We start from the raw sequence: 18,366 nt of genomic DNA on the forward strand, positions 1-18,366 counted from the left end.
CAACGGAGGCGCAAGATGCTGGCACTCAAGGACATCCGCAAAAGCTTCGGCCCGATCGAGGTCCTGCACGGCGTCGATCTGGAGGTCCGCGCGGGCGAGGTCCACGCGTTGCTGGGCGAGAACGGCGCCGGCAAGTCCACGCTGATGAAGATCGTCAGCGGCATCATCCAGCCCAGTGCCGGCACGATCACCATCGACGGCCAGGGCCGCCACTTCGCCAATTACGACGAGGCCATCGCCGCCGGCGTCGGCATCGTCTTTCAGGAATTCAGCCTGATCCCCTATCTGACCGCGGTCGAGAACATGTTCCTGGCGCGCGAGATCAAGACCCGCTTCGGCCTTCTGGACCGCCGCGCCATGCGGACCCGCGCGCATGAGATCCTGCGCCGGCTGGAGGTCGACCTGCCGCTGGACGTGCCCATCGCGCGCCTGTCCGTGGCCGAACAGCAATTCGTCGAGATCGCCAAGGCCCTGTCGCTGGACGCCCGCATCCTGGTCCTGGACGAACCCACCGCGACCCTGACCCCGGCCGAGACCGAGCGCCTGTTCAAGGTCATGCGCGAACTGCGCGCGGCGGGCGTGGCCATCGTCTTCATCTCGCACCATCTGGAGGAGATCTTCGAGATCTGCGACCGCATCACCGTGCTGCGCGACGGTGAATATGTGGGCAGCACCGCCGTCGCCGATGTCACCACCGACCGGCTGGTCGAGATGATGGTCGGCCGCCGGATCGAGAACAGCGTTCCCCCCAAACCCGTCCCCGATCCCGCCGCCCCCGTCGTGCTGGAGGTGACCGAGCTGCAACTGCGTCGCGGCGGTCCGGTGTCCAGTTTCCAACTGCGCGCGGGCGAGATTCTGGGCTTTGCCGGGCTGGTCGGATCGGGGCGGACCGAGACCGTGCTGTCCATGCTGGGCGAATACCCGGCCGCGCGCTGCACGCTGCGCGTGGACGGGGCCGAGCGTCGGCTGCGCGATCCGGCCGACGGGCTGATGCACGGCATCGGCCTTTTGCCCGAAAGCCGCAAGGAACAGGGGCTGATCACCAGCTTCTCGATCCTGCAGAACGTGTCGCTGAACAATTACGGCAAATATCGTCGCGGGCACTGGTTCATCGATTTCAAGAAGGAACGCGCCTGCACCCAGACCGCGATGGAGCAGGTCCGTGTCAAGGCACAGGGCGCGCAGGCCCGCGTCGACACCCTGTCGGGCGGCAACCAGCAGAAGGTCGTCATCGCCCGCTGGCTGAACCACCAGATGCGCGTCCTGATCTTCGACGAGCCGACGCGCGGCATCGATGTCGGCGCCAAAGCGGAAATCTATCAGCTGATGCGCGAATTCACGGCGCAGGGCTTTGCCATCATCATGATCTCGTCCGAGCTGCCCGAGGTGATCGGCATGGCCGATCGCGTCTGCGTCTTCCGGTCCGGCGGCATCACCGCCACCGTCGAGGGCGCGGCCATCACCTCGGAGGAGATCATGACCCACGCCACCACCGGAAAGGTCCACCATGTCGCATGATGCCAATATCGGCGCCCCCGCCAAGGCACGCGCGCGCCAGTCCGCGCTGGACTGGCTGTTCCATTCGCCGCTGGCGCTGCCGCTGGTCGGGCTGATCGTCGTCTCGACCCTGATGGCCTTTGCCAGCGACAATTTCTTCACCGTGAACAACATCCTGAACGTGCTGCGGCAGGTCTCGGTCGTCGGGATCCTGGCGGTGGGGATGACCTTCGTCATCCTGACCGGCGGGATCGATCTGTCGGTGGGCGCGGTCATGGCGCTGGCCGGGACCATCGCAGCGGGGCTGATGGTGAATATGGGGCTGCATGGCGGGATCGGCCTGCTGGCGGCACTTGGCGTGGGTGTGGGCCTTGGCCTTTTCAACGGGGCGCTGGTCGCGTGGGGCAAGATGCCCGCGATCATCGTGACGTTGGCGACGATGGGCATCGCGCGGGGCCTCGGCCTCATCTATTCGGGAGGCTACCCGATCAGCGGGCTGCCGGGTTGGGTGTCCTGGTTCGGGGTCGGCCGCGTGGGCATCGTGCCGGTGCCGGTCATCATCATGGTCATCGTCTATGCGCTGGCCTGGGTGCTGTTGCAGCGCACCGCCTTCGGCCGCCATGTCTATGCCATCGGCGGGAACGAGACCGCGGCGCGCCTGTCTGGCGTGCGCACCCGGCTGATCAAGCTGGCGGTCTTCGGCATCTCGGGCCTGACGGCGGCGATCGCGGCCATCGTGCTGACCGGCCGGCTGATGAGCGGCCAGCCCAATGCCGGCGTCGGATTCGAGCTGGACGCCATCGCCGCCGTGGTCCTGGGCGGCACGGCCATCGCCGGTGGGCGGGGGCTGATCCTCGGCACGCTGATCGGGGCGGTGCTGCTGGGCATCCTGAACAACGGGCTGAACCTGATGGGCATCAACCCCTATATGCAGGACGTCATCAAGGGTCTGATCATCCTGCTGGCCATCTATATCGGGCGGGAGTGGCGCTGATGGAGGGCTATGTCATCGGCGTGGATGTCGGCACCGGATCGGCGCGGGCCGGGGTCTTCGACGGGCGCGGCGCGATGCTGGCCTCGGCCAGGCGGGACATCGCGATGCACCGCCCCTCGGGCGACATCGCCGAACAGTCCAGCGCCCAGATCTGGGACGCCGTCTGCGCCGCGGTGGCCGAGGCGGTGGGTGCCGCGGGCATCGATCCCACGTCCGTGCGGGGCATCGGGTTCGATGCGACCTGTTCGCTGGTCGTCGCGGGCGATCTGCCCGGCGGGGTGGGCGATGACGCCCATCCCGAACGCGACATCATCGTCTGGATGGATCACCGCGCCAAGGATCAGGCCGCGCGCATCAATGCGGGCGATCACGCGGTGCTGGCCTATGTCGGTGGGCGCATCTCGCCCGAGATGGAGACGCCCAAGCTGCTGTGGCTGCGCGAGAACCGCCCCGCGGTCTATGCCGCCGCCCGCCACTTCTTCGACCTGACCGATTTCCTGACCTGGAAGGCGACGGGCAGTGCCGCGCGCTCGATCTGCACGGTGACCTGCAAATGGACCTATCTGGCGCATGAGGGGCGGTGGGACGCGGCGTATCTCCGCGCCATTGGCCTCGGCGATCTGGCCGACGAGGGCTTTTCGCGCATCGGGACCGAGGTTGTTACGCCCGGCACCCCCCTCGGCGCGGGCCTGACGGCCGAGGCGGCTGCGGCGATGGGTTTGCGCCCCGGCACGGCGGTGGCGGCGGGGCTGATCGACGCCCATGCGGGCGGGATCGGCACGGTCGCGGCGGCGGGCGATCCGGTGGACTCGCTCGGCTATGTCTTCGGCACCTCGTCCTGCACGATGACGACGACGCGCGATCCGGCCTTCGTGCCGGGGGTCTGGGGGCCCTATTTCTCGGCCATGGTGCCCGGCATGTGGCTGAACGAGGGCGGGCAATCGGTCGCGGGGGCGGCCATCGACCAGTTGATCCGCATGCACCCCGCCCATGGCGAGGCGCTGGACCGGGCGGCGGGGCGGTCGCTGCCCGAATGGCTGGCCGATCAGGCAGGCGACGCCGCGCGCGCGGTCGAGGATGCGGGCCATCTGCATGTGGTCCCCGAATTTCTGGGTAACCGCGCCCCCTTTGCCGATCCGCAGGCGCGGGCCGTGGTGATGGGGCAGGGGATGGATGCGGGCATCGCGTCGCTGATCCGGCTCTATGTGGCGGGGCTGTGCGGGCTTGGCTACGGGCTGCGCCAGATCATCGAGACCCAGGCCGATCATGGCGCCCCGGTCCGCCGCATCGCGATCAGCGGCGGCGCGGGCCGGCATCCGCTGATCCGCCAGCTGCTGGCCGATGCGACGGGCCTGCCGGTCGATTGCGCCGAATGCGACGAGCCTGTGCTGCTGGGCGCGGCCATGCTGGGGGCGGTGGCCTCGGGCGGCTATCCCGATCTTGCGCGCGCCATGCCCGCCATGTCCCGCGTCGCGCGGACCCATGACCCTGCGACGGGCCGGACCCGCGCCCTGCACGAGGCGCGCTTTGCCGCCTTTGTCACATTGCAGGACACCGCGCGCCAGATCCGCGCCCGGATGCCCTGATCCATTTCCCAGAGGTTCACATGCAATTCACCGGCAAGACGGTCATCATCACCGGCGCGGGCAAGGGCATCGGCCGCGCCACAGCCCAGCTGCTGGCCGCGCGGGGCGCAAGTGTGCGCGCCATCAGCCGCACCAAGGCCGATCTGGACAGCCTCGGCGCGGGCTGCACCGGCATCGTCGCGGACCTGTCGGACCCCGCCGCCGCCCGCCGCGCCATGGCCGAAGCGGGCCGGGCCGATCACCTGGTCAACTGCGCGGGGACCAATGTGCTGGAAAGCCTGATCGCGCTGTCCGATGCGGGCTATGACACGGTCATGGACATCAACCTGCGCAGCGCCCTGATCTGCGCGCAGGACTTCGCGCGCGACCGGATCGCGGCCGGGGGCGGGGGCGTCATCGTCAACGTCACCAGCATCGCGGGCCATCGCGGTTTCGCCGATCACGTCGCCTATGCGGCCTCGAAGGCCGGGCTGGAGGGGGCGACCCGCGTCATGGCGCGCGAGCTTGGCCCCCACGGCATCCGCGTCGCGGCCATCGCCCCCACCGTCACCATGACCGAACTGGCCGCCGCCGCCTGGAGCGACCCGGCCAAAAAGGACCCGATGATGGCCCGCCACCCGATGGGCCGCTTTGCCGAGGCCGAGGATGTCGCCCGCGCCATCGCGCTGCTGCTGTCGGACGACGCCGCGATGATCACCGGGGCCGTCCTGCCGCTGGATGGCGGCTTCCTGGCCGTTTGAACACCATCATTTCCAAGGAGAAGACCATGTCCGAATCCCTCAGCGGCAAGATCGCCGCGATCACCGGCGCGGCCTCGGGCATCGGGCTGGCCGCCACGCGCGCCCTGCTGGATGCGGGCGCGCGGGTCGTGATGATCGACCGCAACGCCGAGGCGCTGGACCAGCTGGCGCGCGAGCTGGGCGGCGATGTGGTCACGCAGGTCACCGATCTGCTGGACCCGGCCAGCTGCGACGCGATGGTGCCCGAGGTGCTGGCCAAGGTCGGCCATCTGGACATCATGCTCTGCAATGCAGGCAGCTATATCGGCGGTGATCTGAAGGATACCGATCCGGCGGCCATCGACCGGATGCTGAACCTGAACGTCAATGCGGTCATCAAGAACGTCCATGCCGTCGCCCCGCACATGACCGGGCGCGGCACGGGCGACATCATCGTCACCTGTTCCATCGCGGGCCACGCGCCGATCCATGTCGAGCCGGTCTATTCCGCCTCCAAATGGGCGGTGACGTGCTTCGTGCAGACGATGCGGCGGCAGCTGATGGGCCAGGGCGTGCGCGTGGCGCAGGTCTCGCCCGGTCCGGTCGTCTCGGCCCTGCTGTCGGACTGGGAGCCCGAGCGGCTGCAGCGGATGAAGGATGCCGGAGCCTTAATGGAGCCGGAGGAGGTGTCGGACGCGATGATCTATATGCTGACGCGGCCGCGCAACGTCACGGTCCGCGACATGATCGTGCTGCCCAGCATGTTCGACATCTGATCCCTGCCGCGACGCGACGCCTTTGGACAGGTGCCTGTGCAAGGGGCGGCTTCAGCGCATATCCGGCTGCGGCCACGGTGTTTCGCGTCAGCTTGGCGAATCTTGCCAATCTGAATGCTTTAGGAACGTCGCGGTCCCGTATGGTTCGACGAAACGCGTGTGCGTGCGGTCGCCATTCGCGACTGTGCCGGTGGTGATTCGGCACAGACGGATCGGGTCGGCGAAGTCTGCAGCCGCCACGCAGGCATCAGCAGGCATGGCTGCCATTTGCGGGTTTGTCCCATGGCAGCCCGCCAAGCGTCGTCCATCGGGCCCCGGCGGCAAGGCTGGACAGGACAGCGACCAACCCCGCCAGACCATCCGCATAGGACAACCGCATCGGACCTGCGGGCGCCAGGCCGCGGGGGCCTTCGGCCAGCAGATCATCGATCATGACGATCAGCGCATCGGCCAGATCCGGTTCCAGGGCGGCTTGCGGCACCACGGTCAGCACCCCTGCACGACCCGTGCGAAGCGTGTCGGACGGGCAGGATAGCAAAAAGGCAGACAACGCGGCGAGATCGGATTTCGTCCACGCATCGCCATTCAAGCGTCCCGCCCAGGTCGACACCATGTCCTGAGCAGCCTGACCGGTCGGGACAGGGTTCCCCTTTGCCATCGCAGCCGCATCCTTGCTGTCCCACCAACTGCGATGGGCCATGGGCAGCTTTCGCGGCGGCCCGAGATCCCGCGTCCAACCGGGCGTAAGTAGCGGATCCAGGACCAGCCGCGCCCCGGCCAGTGACGTGAGCACCCCGCGTCCCAAGGGCCGGGGGGCGGATCGCGCGGCTTGCGCTGCCGCCTGCGCGGCCCGGGTAAACGAGGCGCAATCGCAGACAAGCCCGGCCCGGCCGAGCGCCAGGACAATTCCCGGCAGGCCGCGACCCAGTTCGGCGCCCATCGGCCCGTGCCGCGACCAACCGGCCGATCCGTGCGAGGGGGGCGCGATCTCGTCGATCCAGATCATGCCGCCCTCGCGCAAGGATATCCCGGCATCGCGCAGCAGGAAGCCAAGCTGTCGGGCCGCCTGTCCCGCCCGCAAGGTCAACCGTGCCGAGGTTGCCCGGCTCAGCATGCCAGGTCGCAGATGACCGGGCGCGGACCCCGGCAGGCGTTGCGCCACGGTCTCTCCGCATCGACCCCGTCACGCGCACAAAGTTGCCCGAGATGCGTTTCCGGCTCGGCCCCGTCAATGGCGACGGCGAGGGCGATGTCGGCCAGAAGCACCGCGCGGCTCATGCCGAAGCTGCCGCCTGTGATGGGATCTTCGGCATATCCGATCCCGTCCAGCAGGGGGCGGGTCAGCATTGCCTGGCGTCCCCGCGTCAGGGGCGACAGACGCTGGCACAGCGCGCTCAGCTCGGGTGCCATTGCCACAGCCTGCTCGATGCCCAGATAGAGGACCATGGCGTCACGCCGATTGCGGGCCGTGGCGGCATGTTTGAAGGCGAGCGCGACGCCCTCGGCCTCCGCCCATTCAGTGCAGATCTCTGCGGCGCGCAGGCCCCTGTCTTCGGCAATATCGAGATAGATCCGCACGATCCGGCCGGGAAGGGCGTTCAGCGGCGCATGGGCCGTCTGGTAAATCCAGCCCGGCTGTGCATCCGCACGCAGGCTGCGTGGGACAAGCTGCGCCAGATCACCGGGCCTTGGCTGGCGTCCCGCGGCCACGGGCAGACGATATCGCCCTGGCGCCAAGGTCATTCTAGCCGCGCCGTGCCACAGCACCGCCATGCCCCCCGCCGTCACCTGATCCAGCCGCAGGGGCAGCACACTGCCATCGCTGCCTTGGGGATGGGCAAGCTCCAAGGCGGTTTCGGCGGCCGGGATCTCGTTCAGCCGGGCATAGATGTCATGGGCAAGGGCCTGGACCAGGATGCCGCGCCGCGACGCCTCGGTGCCCGCGCGAAATCGTGGTGCGGCGGTCAGATCACGCTTGCGACCAAAAAAGCGGTAGCCTGCATCACCCCGCGATGACAGGCCGCCGAGGATCGCCTGCAAGACCTCAGCCAGCATGGAGGGCCGCCCAGAACCCGGCGGGGTCGGCCAGCCCACCGATCGCCATCTGCATCAGACTGAGCGGCGCGCGCGTCAGGTCCTGCACGCCCTGAAGCTGGGTAAAGACCGACGTCACGCAGGCCAGCGCCGCCATGCGCCCCAAATCCGCGGGATCGCGTGGATGGAGCGGGGTGCCATAGGCGGCCAGCCCCGCCGCGGTCCAGTCAGCGGCATCCTGCACCGCCTGCTCAAAGCCCGCCTCATCGCTTGCAGCCAGCAACGCCGTCATCAGCGCATCCGCGATCATGCAGCCGATGTCCCATGCGGGATCGCCCGCCCCGCCCAGCTCCAGGTCGATGAGAGCGGCCGGGCGGCCGGGGGGCATCAGCAGGTTCTGCACCTTGGCATCACCATGCACCATCGCCGAACGACGAAATATCGCCCCGGCGCGCATGCAGTCCTGCGCCAACCCCGGCGCTTGGCGGACAAGATCGGCGAAAAGCGGCGCGCGTTCGGCCATGCCATGCCAGAAGCGCGGGTCCGTGACCAATGGCGGCACTGCATCCTGCGTCGCGGGCGGGGGCAGCCGGTGAAGACGGGCAAGGGCCGACGCCAGCGCACGGACCGCGTCCCGTGGCAAGGGCGGAACCGGTGCCGGCTCGATCTCGGCCACGCAGATGATGCCCGCGCTTTCGTCCCACCGGATCAGCGGCGGCGTGATCCCCTGTCCCTCCAGTGCCAGCAGCAGCCTGGCCTCGCGCCCGATGGCCGCATCGGCCGCATTGCCGTCGCGCGCCTGTTTGAGGAACAGACCCGGACGGTTCGCGGGAGCGCGCAGGATGAAGGCGCTGTTTCGGCCATGGCGCGCCGCAACCAACAGATCCTGGCCCGCGACCGTGGCAATCAGCCCCTCGCGCAGCGCATAGGCCAGCGCTCCCCGTTCGCTGAGCGGCGCATATCGGCCCATGCCTGCGTCACAGACCGATGGGCGTCAGGCCTGGCAGCGTGCCCGCGAAATAGGGCGACAGCATGGCGCCGCTGGTCGGCGGCCCGATCGGCGTGTCCTTCAACCCTGTCACGCGGCTGACCGGCACCAGATCCGAGATGTCGCGCGTCAACTGGCCGCGCATGAAATCAGCGATCGACGCCTTGCGGCCGGTCACCTCGACCTTCGCCTCGGCCAGCAGCCAGACGGTGACCGCGCCAAGACCGGAATCCTTCACCGGTTCGACGTGGACGATCGCCTTCTCCTCGACCTCGATGAAGCTGGCCAGATCGGCCGAGGCGTAGAGCCGCAGCATGCCCCGCCGGGGCGAATCGCCGATATAGCAGCGCGCAGGGCGCAGTTGCACGTCATCACCGACACGCTCGCGGATCCGGGCAATGAAAGGCGCCTTGAATTTGTCCATCGGTCACAATCCCTCGCAACGCGCCTGCCTGTCGCAGACAGGTTTCATGATGCCATGCGGGATCATCAGTTCAACTCTTTTTGATGCCGGGTCGGCAAGATGCGCGTTCTGCAATATCCGGGCGTGTCGTCATGTATGACTGCTCGTGCGGCCCGATTCCATGCATCGATCTGCCGCGCTTTTATTGCCATATTCCTAGGTGTTCAGTCCCGGCATCTGGTGGATCGGATTGACGATGAATCTGTCTGGCTCTGAAGTCCAGACCTTGCAGATGTATTCGTAGGGTGTGACACCGCTCAGCGTCTTGAGCCTGCGTGCGAAATTGTAGGCGGCGATGAAATCGGCGAGGTGCGTGCGCAGCTGGCTGTGGCTGTCGTAGTGGTAGCGCTTGACGGTCGCGTCCTTGATCGTCCTGTTCATCCGCTCGACTTGGCCATTCGTCCACGGGTGGTTGGGCTTGGTCAGCCGATGCTCGATCCCGTTTGCCTCGCAAATCATGTCGAACCGCATTTGCCGAGAGTAAGGAGTGTTACGGTTTCGAGGCTGCTCTGCGAACTGGATGCCATTATCGGTCAGGATCGTGTGGATGCGGTAGGGCACGACGTCCAGAAGGTGCTCCAGGAACTCCCAAGCGGTTTTCCTGTTGGCCTTTTCCGCCAATTGAACGACAGCAAATTTGCTGGTGCGATCAATGGCTACGAAGAGGAAGAGCTTGCCTTCGGCCGTCTGCACCTCGGCGATGTCGATATGGAAGAAACCTATCGGGTAGCGCTTGAACTTCGCACGCTTGGGCTTGTCCCCGCCCACGTCCGGCAGTCGCGAAATGCCATTCCGCTGCAGGCATCGGTGCAGCGCCGAGCGCGTCAGATGTGGGATAGAGGGCTGAAGAGCGTAGAGGCAGTCGTCCAGCGGCAGCAGCGTATGGCGCCGAAACGCGACGATTGTTGCTTCCTCGGCCTCACTCAAGACCGTGGAGCGTGGCTCCTTCGGCCCAGTCTTACGGTCCTCAACTGTCTCGCGCTTGCGCCACTTCGCGACAGTCTTTGGGTTGATGCCGAGCTCCCGGCTCAGCTGCGCGAGCGAAGCTTGCGATCATTCGGGCGAGGCCCTCGGACCGATGGCGAGCCGGCCCTCATTATTGCAGCTCTGACAGCGTGCGTGGTCGTGGCGCTCCCGTGACGAACTTGTCCCATAATGCTTCCTTCCATTCCTGCGAAAGGATTGCACCATCAAACCATGGGATCAAACACCTAGGCTGTCAGCGATGAGTGGGGTGTCAGGCCGCGAGAAGCTCGGCTTCGAGCGCGGCACCCTCGGTGCGAGAGCAGGACAGCCGCGCCATCAGGGCGATGCGGCGCTCCGCGGCGGCAAGCATCTTGCGGACCTCAGCGACCGCAGGACCCTCGCCAGGCGCGAACAAGAACGGTTCGAGATCGCCCTTCACCGTCTCGTAGCGGGTGAAGGCCGAGGTGCGGCCCTCGCGCACAAGCGTCGCCACGAGCAACACCATCCGGCGCAGAGGCACGTCGAGCGGGTCGGACGGGGTGGCTTCGATCATGGCGAGCAATGCGTCATGAAAGCCCGGCAGCGCCTCCTCGACCCGGGCCTGGGCCCGCCCGTGACGGGGATCGGACGGCTCGGTCCATGCCAGGATACGCTCTGCGGTGATGTGCTCGCCCCAGGCGTTCAGCAGGGCAATGAACTGCCGACCGTAGGGAGTAACCGCCCATATAGGCGCTTTCGCCGCGCAGGGCGCGGTGCTAGAGGTCTCGGTAGCCATGTCAGTCTCCTGAGAAGATTGGCAGGTTAGGGCCTTGGCGGGGAGGTGAGATGCCCTGCCGAGGCCTGCCCAGCATGTGCCGCGGCATGAAGTGAGTCTGACGGCCGCGAATCACCGTGTCAACAGGCCATTTGAAATAACATTTTCGTTATCAAATGGACGATCTTCGCTCACTGACGCGATCTGCTGTGCCCTTCCGCCCGTCGAGACGGATGACCCGACGTTCGAGCCCGACTGGAAATCCGGTAAGGGAATTGCTCGACCGGCGCCCAGAGCGGTGAGCGCCCCGGGCCGAGTTTCAATGGCCGAAATCCTGTAAGAAACTGATTTTGAATGAATAATCCAGTTCGCCCCCGGTGTATCGGCCGTTACGCTGGCGTTACGCTCCTCGATACGCTCAAGCTATTGAAGTTAAAGAAATAAATGTATTGTGTAACAGCGTAACATATATACATACATACTCGCCTACACATACGCGCATGCATACGCACATACGGGCACATAAACACATTCTCCCCCGGCGTTACAGGCGTTACGACGTTACAGAATTGAATTCACACAGCTATTTCGTAACAGCGCCTGTTGCCCCCGTTACGCTGGCACTATCCACAATGTTGAGATCCGGGCGGGTTTCGCGTTTCACGCCGAGCGGCTAATCTCTCCAGGACGGCAGATCGCTGGACCTTGACGGGTGCATGGCAGGTTGATCGCGCTGGTCAGCGCCAGGGCGAGATTGGAAGAACGGGAGGCGGGATATGGGTTTTCAGGATAGGGTGTTTACTCAGGCAAATGCGAGACGCTTCCCTCTTTGCGGCCTACTCTACTCTCGTCAGGTTCGTGCACGACGGATCCAACAGTTCGACAATGACGGTTCTTGGCCTAGCGCAAGCGGCGGGCCCTGCACGTAATTTGGTGACCCCATAACGCGGCCGTCGGGTTTTAGCTGCAGTGGCTAGTTTTCCATCGGCGCCGCTGTGGAGGCGCAATTAGAAATTAGATGTCGGTTTCCAGGTGAGCATTATGAACCTGTCTCAGATTGGACGCTGGCCAGGCAAAAGCGCCAGCAGCGGAATGCCAGCGCACCCGGCAGCATATCATATGCTGGATGTCGCAGCGGTCGCAGAGATCCTTCTGGCTGACCACCCTAGAAGGGACCTATTTTGTTTGCTTATTGCGCTGCACGACGTCGGCAAGATTGGAAAGCCATTCCGGGACATGCTCTACAATGGCAGTGCTCAGGCTTGGAAGCATTGGGAAGTTACCGAGGCTTGGCTGCGAGCCGAAAGCACCGAGACGCTGATGTTGAAGCAACTCGGGGGAACGTTCCATGCGCTGCGCCCGCTGATCGCTGCAATTGCCGGTCATCATGGGCGTCCACCGCACGCCCCGGATCGTGATTGGACAACCATGCGGGCGATGGCGGGCGCACAGGCGGAAGAGGATGCACTGGCGTTCGTGCGTGTGTGCCTCGATCTGTGGCCTGCTGCGTCGTTATCGGGGCTGCGCAACAGGGAGGCTAAGCATCTCACGTGGCTGTTGGCTGGCGTGACGACAGTGGCGGATTGGGTTGGCTCTAACGCTGAATGGTTCTCCCCAACCTCTGCAACACTGAGCCTGCCCGACTATCTAAAGATGGCCCGCTGGAAGGCTCCGAAAGCGTTAGCGGCTGCTGGGCTGTTGCCACCCGCGCCGAAGGCTGAGCCGCTGTTCAATTTCGCGCTGCGCCCGATGCAGCAGGCGGCACGGGACATCGCCCTGCCCCCCGGCCCCATGCTGCCGATCATTGAGGACGAGACGGGCGCAGGCAAGACCGAGGCGGCGCTGATCCTGTTGCAGCGGATGCTGTGCGCAGACAAGGGGCGGGGCGCTTATCTGGCTTTGCCGACCATGGCGACTGCCGATGCGATGTTCCGTCGCGCACGCGGCGTGGTCACAGGGTTGTTCCAGTCAGAGCCATCGCTGACGCTGGCCCATGGACGCGCCGGCTTGTCGGTAGAGTTCCGCGATGTGCGCAACGCGGCGCCAAGCTCGGACGCGCCTGTATGCGGCGACTGGCTGGCCGAAAGCCGACGCCGCGCCCTGCTGGCCGATATCGGGGTGGGCACTATTGATCAAGCATTGCTGGCCGTGTTGCCGACGCGCTTCGCGACGCTGCGCAACTGGGGCTTGTCGCGAAAGGTGCTGATCGTCGATGAGGCGCATGAGATGGGCGACCCGTATCTGGCGCACGAGCTGGCGACCCTGTTACGGCTTCATGCGATGCAGGGCGGATCTGCAATCCTCTTGACCGCCACGTTGCCCTTGGACCTGCGGGCGCGGCTGTCGCGGGCCTTTGCCGAAGGCGCGGGCCGGGACTTTGCCGAAGACCACGACCCGGCCTATCCCAGCCTCTCTATCACCGGTGGGGCTGCGATCCGCGACTTTCCTCCGCCCGCGCTGACAAAGGGTGATGTTGTCGTCGACCGGCTCCCCGACGCTGTTGCGGCCGTGGATCTGCTGGCGGAGGCAACGGCGAGGGGCGCGGCCTGTGTCTGGGTGCGCAATGCGGTCGATGATGCGATCGCCGCCGTCGCTGCCCTGCGCGAGCGTGGGATAGAAGCGGACCTGCTGCATGCCCGCTTCACACTGGCGGATCGAAAACGCATTGAGGCGCGGGTGATGGCGCAGTTCGGGCCCGAGGGCACTGGTCGCGCCGGGCGGGTGCTGGTCGGCACGCAGGTGCTGGAATCCAGCCTCGATCTGGATTTCGATGTGATGGTGTCGGACCTTGCCCCCATTGCCTCGCTGATCCAGCGGGCCGGGCGGCTGTGGCGGCACATGGACCTGCGCCCCGCATCCGCCCGACCGGTTCCCGCGCCGGTCCTGCACATCGTCGCCCCAGACCCCGCGCGGGTCGAGGATGAACGCTGGCTCCACGCCGTTCTGGAGGGCGGCGCATGGGTTTATCCGCAGGCCGATCAGTGGCGGACCGCTCAGGTCCTGGCCGAAGCGGGCGACCTTCGTGCCCCCGGCAACCTGCGCGCCCTGATCGAGGCCGTGCATGGCCCCGATGCCCGCGCCGTGCCGCCCGCACTGGAACGCGCCGAGACCGAAGCCCTGGGTGAGGGCTATGCCCGGGCCAACAGGGCCCGCCAGAACACCATCACGATCGAGGACGGTTATCGCGACGGCGGCGGTGCCTCGGACGATGCCGAATACCCCACCAGGCTTGGGCAGGAGACGCGCACGCTGTTGCTGCTGCGGCGCGAAGGCAATGCCCTGCGGCCGTGGTCCGACGCGCCAGATCGCGCCGAAGCCGAAGCCCTCAGCGAAGTATCGGCCAGTGCCGCTCGGCTGGCGGGGCTGGACCTGCCTGATCAGAATCAACCCGAACTGACGGCGTTCACGGCGGATTGGCCGGAATGGCACAAGGTCTCTGTCACGCTGTGCATCGTCGAGGAGGATGGCACGATCTGCGAGGGGCTGGCATATGATGCGGATTTGGGGTTACTGTTGGTGCGTTCCCGAACGGGATGACCCGGACTTGTTCGTTTGGCGCAAGCGGGCCTCCACAAGTTCCCCGCGCGTGCGGGGATATAAGGACTTATTCTTTATGGCGTAAGCGAACGGACGCTTGACGGCTTTTGGCGGATAGGAGATAAATAAAAAGCCTCGGGACGAATCCCGAGGCTGTTAGGCCCGAACATCAACCCGCTGTTCCAGCAGCAAGTCAGAGGAGGCAGATCCAGTGCTAAAAATACCCTAGAAAGCCCCTCATCCGGACAAGCATACTTATATGCTTTTTTCTGATGAGGGCAAGGCCCGTGCATTTGTGCGGGCCTTATGCTGTGATGTCTCAAGGAGATTTCGATGCCCCTCAACCTCATCACCGATCCGTGGATTCCCGTTCGCTGCACCGATGGCCGCCGCGTCATCCGCCCCGACCAGATCGCCGAACCCGATGTGCTGTTCCCCGACTGGCCGCGTGCCGATCTTAACATCGCCTGTCTCGAGTTGCTGATCGGTCTAGTCTATCTTGCCGATCCAGTAGATGAGGTCGAGGACTGGGCCGAGCGCGGCCCCGACCCGGAGCGGCTGCGGGCGGCGCTGGAACCCTTGGCACCGGCTTTCAGTCTAGGCGGCGACGGACCACGCTTTCTTCAGGACCAGGAGCGGTTCGAGGCGGCGAATGGCAAGGTTGAGATCGCCTCTCCTGACATGCTGTTCATCGACTCTGCAGGCGGCAATACGGCTCGGAACAATGCCGACCTGATGGTGCGGCGCGGTCGCTATCCGCGGCTGGATCCCGCGCTGGCCGCCATGGCGCTGTTCACGTTGCAGTCGCAGGCACCGGCAGGCGGGGCGGGCAATCGCACCTCGATGCGCGGTGGCGGGCCGATGGTAACGCTGGTCCAACCGGCCATGCCGGGGCTGTGGCATCTGATTTGGGCGAATGTGCCTCTGGGCCGTCCACAAGGGCATAGGGCGCTGCCATGGATGGCGCCGACCCGGCGATCCGAGGGCGGCGTCGCCACGCACCCGCCAGAGGACGGCAATCTGGCCGAGGCGTTCTTCGGGATGCCCCGCAGGCTGCGCCTCATCTTCGAGGGTGATCAGGTGACCGGCGTGCTGCAGAAGCCCTATGGTGCAAATTATGCGGAATGGGAGCATCCCCTGACGCCTCATTACCGGATGAAGGACGGGGGCGACCTGTTGCCTCAGCATCCGCGCGCCGGGGCCTTTGGATATCGCAACTGGCTCGGGATCAACGCCGCCTCGCACAGCGATCTGCGCCGTCAGGCCGCGGCGCTGACGGGCTATCGCGAGCGGGTCGACAGCACCGAGGGTGCAGCGGTTATCGTAGCGGGCTGGGCGATGGATAACATGAAGCCGCGCGATTTCATCCTGTCCCTTGAACCGCTGATTGCCGATGGTGAGACGCTTGACCGTATCCATCGTATGGTTGCCGCTGCGGAGATTTGCGCCCCCGCCTTGCGACAGTCGCTTAAACCCGTGATGGGTGAGGGCACCGCTCTTGATGCGCTGCGCGAAGAGTTTTTCTTGCGCACACAGGGCCCCTTCGAGGCTCTGTCCGCGCAGCCAGGCAATGAAGCCCAGTGGCTGGATGAGATGCGGCAGGCGGCCCTGCGGATCTTCGACGGAGCGGCCACGTCCCGCTTGGGGACCGCGCGCATTACCGAGGTCGAAGGCATTCTGCGCGAACGCAACCTGTTGCTGAGGCTGTTCAGCGGTCAAGGCAAACTTGGAGCAAAGCTCTATGCGGAACTGAGGCTGGCAAGTGGGGAGAAAGCTGCATGACGGAGAATATCGGCACGGTGATTGCCGGATGGTGGCATGCCGCGTTGCGGCCAAGTGAAGACACATCCGCTGCGCGCGCCTTGCGCGCCAGGCTGCGGCGAGCCGAGAACGGGCCCGAAGTGCTGGCCCAACCGCAGGTCCATGACCTTGTGGCCAAGGCGCCGTGGTTGCGGCACCGCCCGCTGGCTCTGATCCGCGTCGTGCAGGTGCTGGCGCGTGTCGAGGGCAACGATCAGCGCACTCTGGCACGGGTGCTGGGTGTGGGCGATCCGCCCGCCATGTCACGTGCCCGGTTCGAGGCGCTGGTCCGCAGCGAGGCGGCCGACCTGCCCCGCGCGTTGCGCCGCGCAATCGCGCTGACTGACGGTCGCTGCAATGTCGCGGCCTTGGGCCGTGACGTGCTGAACTGGGACGATCCCGACCGGGGCGAGAAGATCCGGCAGGACTGGTATTTCGACTATTTCAACGGCCTGCGCCTGAATGGCGCAAGCGGCGTAAAGGATACGGAGATTTCGCAATGACGACATTCCTGCAACTGCATCTGCTGACCGCCTATCCGCCCTCGAACCCGAATCGCGACGATCAGGGCCGCCCCAAGCAGGCCACGGTCGGCGGTGCGCCGCGCCTGCGCCTGTCCAGCCAATCGATCAAGCGGGCGGTGCGGGTCTCGCCGCCGTTCCAGCAGGGGCTGGCAGGTCACATGGGCCAGCGCACCAAGCTGATGGGCGACATGCTGCGGAAGCATCTGATCGAACGCGGCGCCGATGCCGAGACCGCGCGCAAGAAGGCCGAAGAGATCGGAAAGGTCTTCGGCAAGATCGAGGCAGCCGACAAGAAGCGTCCCGATGCACTTCAGGGCACCACCCTGGCCTTCATCTCTCCTGACGAGCGCGCCTTTGCACTGGAGCTGGCTGACAAGGCTTTCGCGGGGGAAGCGCTGCCCACCGAGAAGGACCTGGCCAAGACCGTCCTGCGCACGGCTGACGGGGCTGTCGATATCGCCATGTTCGGGCGGATGCTGGCTGACAATCCGGGCTTCAATCGCGAGGCGGCAGTGCAGATTTCGCATGCCATTACCACCCACCGAGCACAGTCCGAGGATGACTATTTCACCGCTGTCGACGACCTGAAGACGCGCAACGACGATTCCGGCGGCGCGCATCTGGGAGAGCACAGCTTCGGTTCCGGGGTCTATTACCTCTATGCCTGCGTGAACTGCGATCTGTTGGTCGCGAACCTTGCGGGGGACCGGGCCTTGGCTGCGCGCGGGCTGCGGGCGCTGGTGCAGGCGATGGCCACGGCTACTCCGTCGGGAAAGCAGAACAGCCATGCACATCGGCCGCGTGCCGGACATATCCGGGCCGAAATCGGCAGTGCCGCCCCCCGCGACCTGACCGGCGCGTTTTTCTCTCCGGTCAAGGGCGAGGATCTGCTGGAGGCCTCGGTCACGGCACTGACAGAGATGGCCGGCGCCATCGACGACGCCTATGGACCAGCCGCCGACCGTGTTCAGATCATGGATGTCCGGGCGCGGCAGGGCACGCTCGCGGGGCTGGAGGAATTTGCGGCCTCTGCCTTGGGGCAGCAGGATGACTGAGCATCTGGTCTTTACCCTGGTGGCCAATCTGGCTGCGAACGGAGATTTGGCAGGGCACGAGCGGCGCGGCACGTTGACCTGGCCCGCCCGCTCGGCGATCCTGGGCCTGTTGGCGGCAGCCAAAGGCATCCGTCGCGATGATGCCCCCGGCCTCGCGGCGCTGGAGCCCTTGCGCGTGGCGGTCGCCGTCCATGACATCGGCCAGCCGCTCCGCGACTATCACACCGTCCAGACGGTGCCGACGGCCGCCGCGCGGCGGCCCGACAGCCATGCGGTGGCCCTTCTCCAGGCCGGGCGGGCGGTCAATACGACGCTTACGCAGCGCGACTACCGCTGCGGTGTGGTCTATTCGGTGGCGGTCTGGGGGCTGGACATGGCGCCGCTTCGTGACGCACTGCTGAGGCCGGTGTTCACGCTGTATCTGGGCCGCAAGTCGTGCCCGCTATCGGCACCACCCGCGCCTCGTCTGATCGACGCTCCGGATGCCGCAACCGCCTTGGCATCGGCCCAGATGCCAAGGTTTCGTCCCGTCCCGCCGCCCCTGGCCCTCTATTCAGATGCTCCCTCGGACCATGCCCGAATCGAGCGCCGCAATGACGTGGCCCTGGACCGGCAGCTGTGGCACTTCACCAGCCGCGAGGTTCACGTGACCACCTTTGCGGAGGACGCATGA

The 18,366-nt window shown here is 66.0% G+C and carries 15 protein-coding genes and 1 pseudogene; 10 read left to right on the plus strand and 6 right to left on the minus strand.

Annotated features, from left to right (window positions below; all coding sequences use genetic code 11):
- Positions 1-15: 15 nt before the first annotated feature.
- From JHW48_RS15700 to JHW48_RS15720, 5 genes are read left to right on the plus strand one after another with little or no spacing between them, the layout of a single operon-like run.
- Positions 16-1,518 (plus strand): sugar ABC transporter ATP-binding protein, encoded by a 1,503-nt coding sequence (locus JHW48_RS15700; protein WP_119886956.1) that lies wholly within the window; start codon positions 16-18, stop codon positions 1,516-1,518.
- A complete protein-coding gene (locus JHW48_RS15705; protein WP_119886955.1) occupies positions 1,508-2,491 on the plus strand; it encodes an ABC transporter permease in 984 nt (327 codons plus the stop codon). Before JHW48_RS15700 ends, JHW48_RS15705 begins: the two co-directional genes overlap by 11 nt.
- Positions 2,491-4,077 (plus strand): FGGY-family carbohydrate kinase, encoded by a 1,587-nt coding sequence (locus JHW48_RS15710; RefSeq protein WP_119886966.1) that lies wholly within the window; start codon positions 2,491-2,493, stop codon positions 4,075-4,077. Before JHW48_RS15705 ends, JHW48_RS15710 begins: the two co-directional genes overlap by 1 nt.
- 20 nt (positions 4,078-4,097) lie before the next feature.
- Positions 4,098-4,817 (plus strand): SDR family oxidoreductase, encoded by a 720-nt coding sequence (locus JHW48_RS15715; RefSeq protein ID WP_119886954.1) that lies wholly within the window; start codon positions 4,098-4,100, stop codon positions 4,815-4,817.
- Between the two features lie 26 nt (positions 4,818-4,843).
- Positions 4,844-5,572, plus strand: coding sequence for an SDR family oxidoreductase (locus tag JHW48_RS15720; protein ID WP_119886953.1), 729 nt, complete (start codon positions 4,844-4,846; stop codon positions 5,570-5,572).
- Between the two features lie 247 nt (positions 5,573-5,819).
- Here the strand turns inward: JHW48_RS15720 and JHW48_RS15725 are convergent, their stop codons facing one another.
- The 6 genes and pseudogenes from JHW48_RS15725 to JHW48_RS15750 all read right to left on the minus strand — a co-directional run bounded on the left by JHW48_RS15725 (position 5,820) and on the right by JHW48_RS15750 (position 10,798).
- Complete coding sequence (locus tag JHW48_RS15725) at positions 5,820-6,578, minus strand: hypothetical protein (protein WP_170152325.1); 759 nt, start codon at positions 6,576-6,578, stop codon at positions 5,820-5,822.
- Positions 6,579-6,679: 101 nt separating this feature from the next.
- Positions 6,680-7,627: a T3SS effector HopA1 family protein gene (locus JHW48_RS15730; RefSeq protein ID WP_119886951.1), complete on the minus strand. Its 948-nt coding sequence runs from the start codon at positions 7,625-7,627 to the stop codon at positions 6,680-6,682.
- On the minus strand, positions 7,617-8,576 hold the full coding sequence (locus JHW48_RS15735) for a phosphotransferase family protein (protein ID WP_119886950.1): 960 nt from the start codon (positions 8,574-8,576) through the stop codon (positions 7,617-7,619). Before JHW48_RS15735 ends, JHW48_RS15730 begins: the two co-directional genes overlap by 11 nt.
- Before the next feature lie 7 nt (positions 8,577-8,583).
- Positions 8,584-9,018 carry a hypothetical protein gene (locus JHW48_RS15740; protein WP_119886949.1) on the minus strand — a complete coding sequence of 145 codons (435 nt, stop codon included), beginning with the start codon at positions 9,016-9,018 and terminating at the stop codon, positions 8,584-8,586.
- Between the two features lie 195 nt (positions 9,019-9,213).
- A pseudogene (locus JHW48_RS15745) lies at positions 9,214-10,211 on the minus strand (IS481 family transposase).
- Between the two features lie 83 nt (positions 10,212-10,294).
- Positions 10,295-10,798, minus strand: coding sequence for a hypothetical protein (locus JHW48_RS15750; RefSeq protein ID WP_119886649.1), 504 nt, complete (start codon positions 10,796-10,798; stop codon positions 10,295-10,297).
- A gap of 1,098 nt (positions 10,799-11,896) precedes the next feature.
- Here JHW48_RS15750 and cas3 point away from each other — a divergent pair.
- The 5 genes from cas3 (at position 11,897) to cas5e (ending at position 18,366) form a co-directional block, all read left to right on the plus strand.
- The gene (gene cas3, locus JHW48_RS15755; RefSeq protein ID WP_119886650.1) at positions 11,897-14,314 is read left to right on the plus strand and encodes a CRISPR-associated helicase Cas3'; all 2,418 of its coding nucleotides are present in this window, start codon (positions 11,897-11,899) and stop codon (positions 14,312-14,314) included.
- Between the two features lie 333 nt (positions 14,315-14,647).
- Entirely contained in the window at positions 14,648-16,096 is a 1,449-nt protein-coding gene (gene casA, locus JHW48_RS15760) for a type I-E CRISPR-associated protein Cse1/CasA (RefSeq protein ID WP_119886651.1), read from the plus strand.
- Positions 16,093-16,617 carry a type I-E CRISPR-associated protein Cse2/CasB gene (gene casB / locus JHW48_RS15765; protein WP_119886652.1) on the plus strand — a complete coding sequence of 175 codons (525 nt, stop codon included), beginning with the start codon at positions 16,093-16,095 and terminating at the stop codon, positions 16,615-16,617. Before casA ends, casB begins: the two co-directional genes overlap by 4 nt.
- Positions 16,614-17,693, plus strand: coding sequence for a type I-E CRISPR-associated protein Cas7/Cse4/CasC (gene cas7e, locus JHW48_RS15770; protein WP_119886653.1), 1,080 nt, complete (start codon positions 16,614-16,616; stop codon positions 17,691-17,693). The genes casB and cas7e overlap by 4 nt, the downstream gene beginning before the upstream one ends.
- Entirely contained in the window at positions 17,686-18,366 is a 681-nt protein-coding gene (gene cas5e, locus JHW48_RS15775) for a type I-E CRISPR-associated protein Cas5/CasD (RefSeq protein WP_170152314.1), read from the plus strand. The genes cas7e and cas5e overlap by 8 nt, the downstream gene beginning before the upstream one ends.

This window comes from Paracoccus aestuarii (assembly GCF_028553885.1).
Classification (GTDB): Bacteria; Pseudomonadota; Alphaproteobacteria; order Rhodobacterales; family Rhodobacteraceae; genus Paracoccus; species Paracoccus aestuarii.

Bases quoted from the DNA above. Each gene is read 5' to 3' on its own strand.
- casB (WP_119886652.1), top strand. From the start codon at position 16,093: ATGACGGAGAATATCGGCACGGTGATTGCCGGATGGTGGCATGCCGCG.
- JHW48_RS15700 (WP_119886956.1), top strand. From the start codon at position 16: ATGCTGGCACTCAAGGACATCCGCAAAAGCTTCGGCCCGATCGAGGTC.
- JHW48_RS15705 (WP_119886955.1), top strand. From the start codon at position 1,508: ATGTCGCATGATGCCAATATCGGCGCCCCCGCCAAGGCACGCGCGCGC.
- JHW48_RS15710 (WP_119886966.1), top strand. From the start codon at position 2,491: ATGGAGGGCTATGTCATCGGCGTGGATGTCGGCACCGGATCGGCGCGG.
- JHW48_RS15715 (WP_119886954.1), top strand. From the start codon at position 4,098: ATGCAATTCACCGGCAAGACGGTCATCATCACCGGCGCGGGCAAGGGC.
- JHW48_RS15725 (WP_170152325.1), bottom strand. From the start codon at position 6,578: ATGATCTGGATCGACGAGATCGCGCCCCCCTCGCACGGATCGGCCGGT.
- JHW48_RS15750 (WP_119886649.1), bottom strand. From the start codon at position 10,798: ATGGCTACCGAGACCTCTAGCACCGCGCCCTGCGCGGCGAAAGCGCCT.
- JHW48_RS15730 (WP_119886951.1), bottom strand. From the start codon at position 7,627: ATGCTGGCTGAGGTCTTGCAGGCGATCCTCGGCGGCCTGTCATCGCGG.
- cas3 (WP_119886650.1), top strand. From the start codon at position 11,897: ATGCTGGATGTCGCAGCGGTCGCAGAGATCCTTCTGGCTGACCACCCT.
- JHW48_RS15735 (WP_119886950.1), bottom strand. From the start codon at position 8,576: ATGGGCCGATATGCGCCGCTCAGCGAACGGGGAGCGCTGGCCTATGCG.
- JHW48_RS15740 (WP_119886949.1), bottom strand. From the start codon at position 9,018: ATGGACAAATTCAAGGCGCCTTTCATTGCCCGGATCCGCGAGCGTGTC.
- JHW48_RS15720 (WP_119886953.1), top strand. From the start codon at position 4,844: ATGTCCGAATCCCTCAGCGGCAAGATCGCCGCGATCACCGGCGCGGCC.
- cas5e (WP_170152314.1), top strand. From the start codon at position 17,686: ATGACTGAGCATCTGGTCTTTACCCTGGTGGCCAATCTGGCTGCGAAC.
- cas7e (WP_119886653.1), top strand. From the start codon at position 16,614: ATGACGACATTCCTGCAACTGCATCTGCTGACCGCCTATCCGCCCTCG.
- casA (WP_119886651.1), top strand. From the start codon at position 14,648: ATGCCCCTCAACCTCATCACCGATCCGTGGATTCCCGTTCGCTGCACC.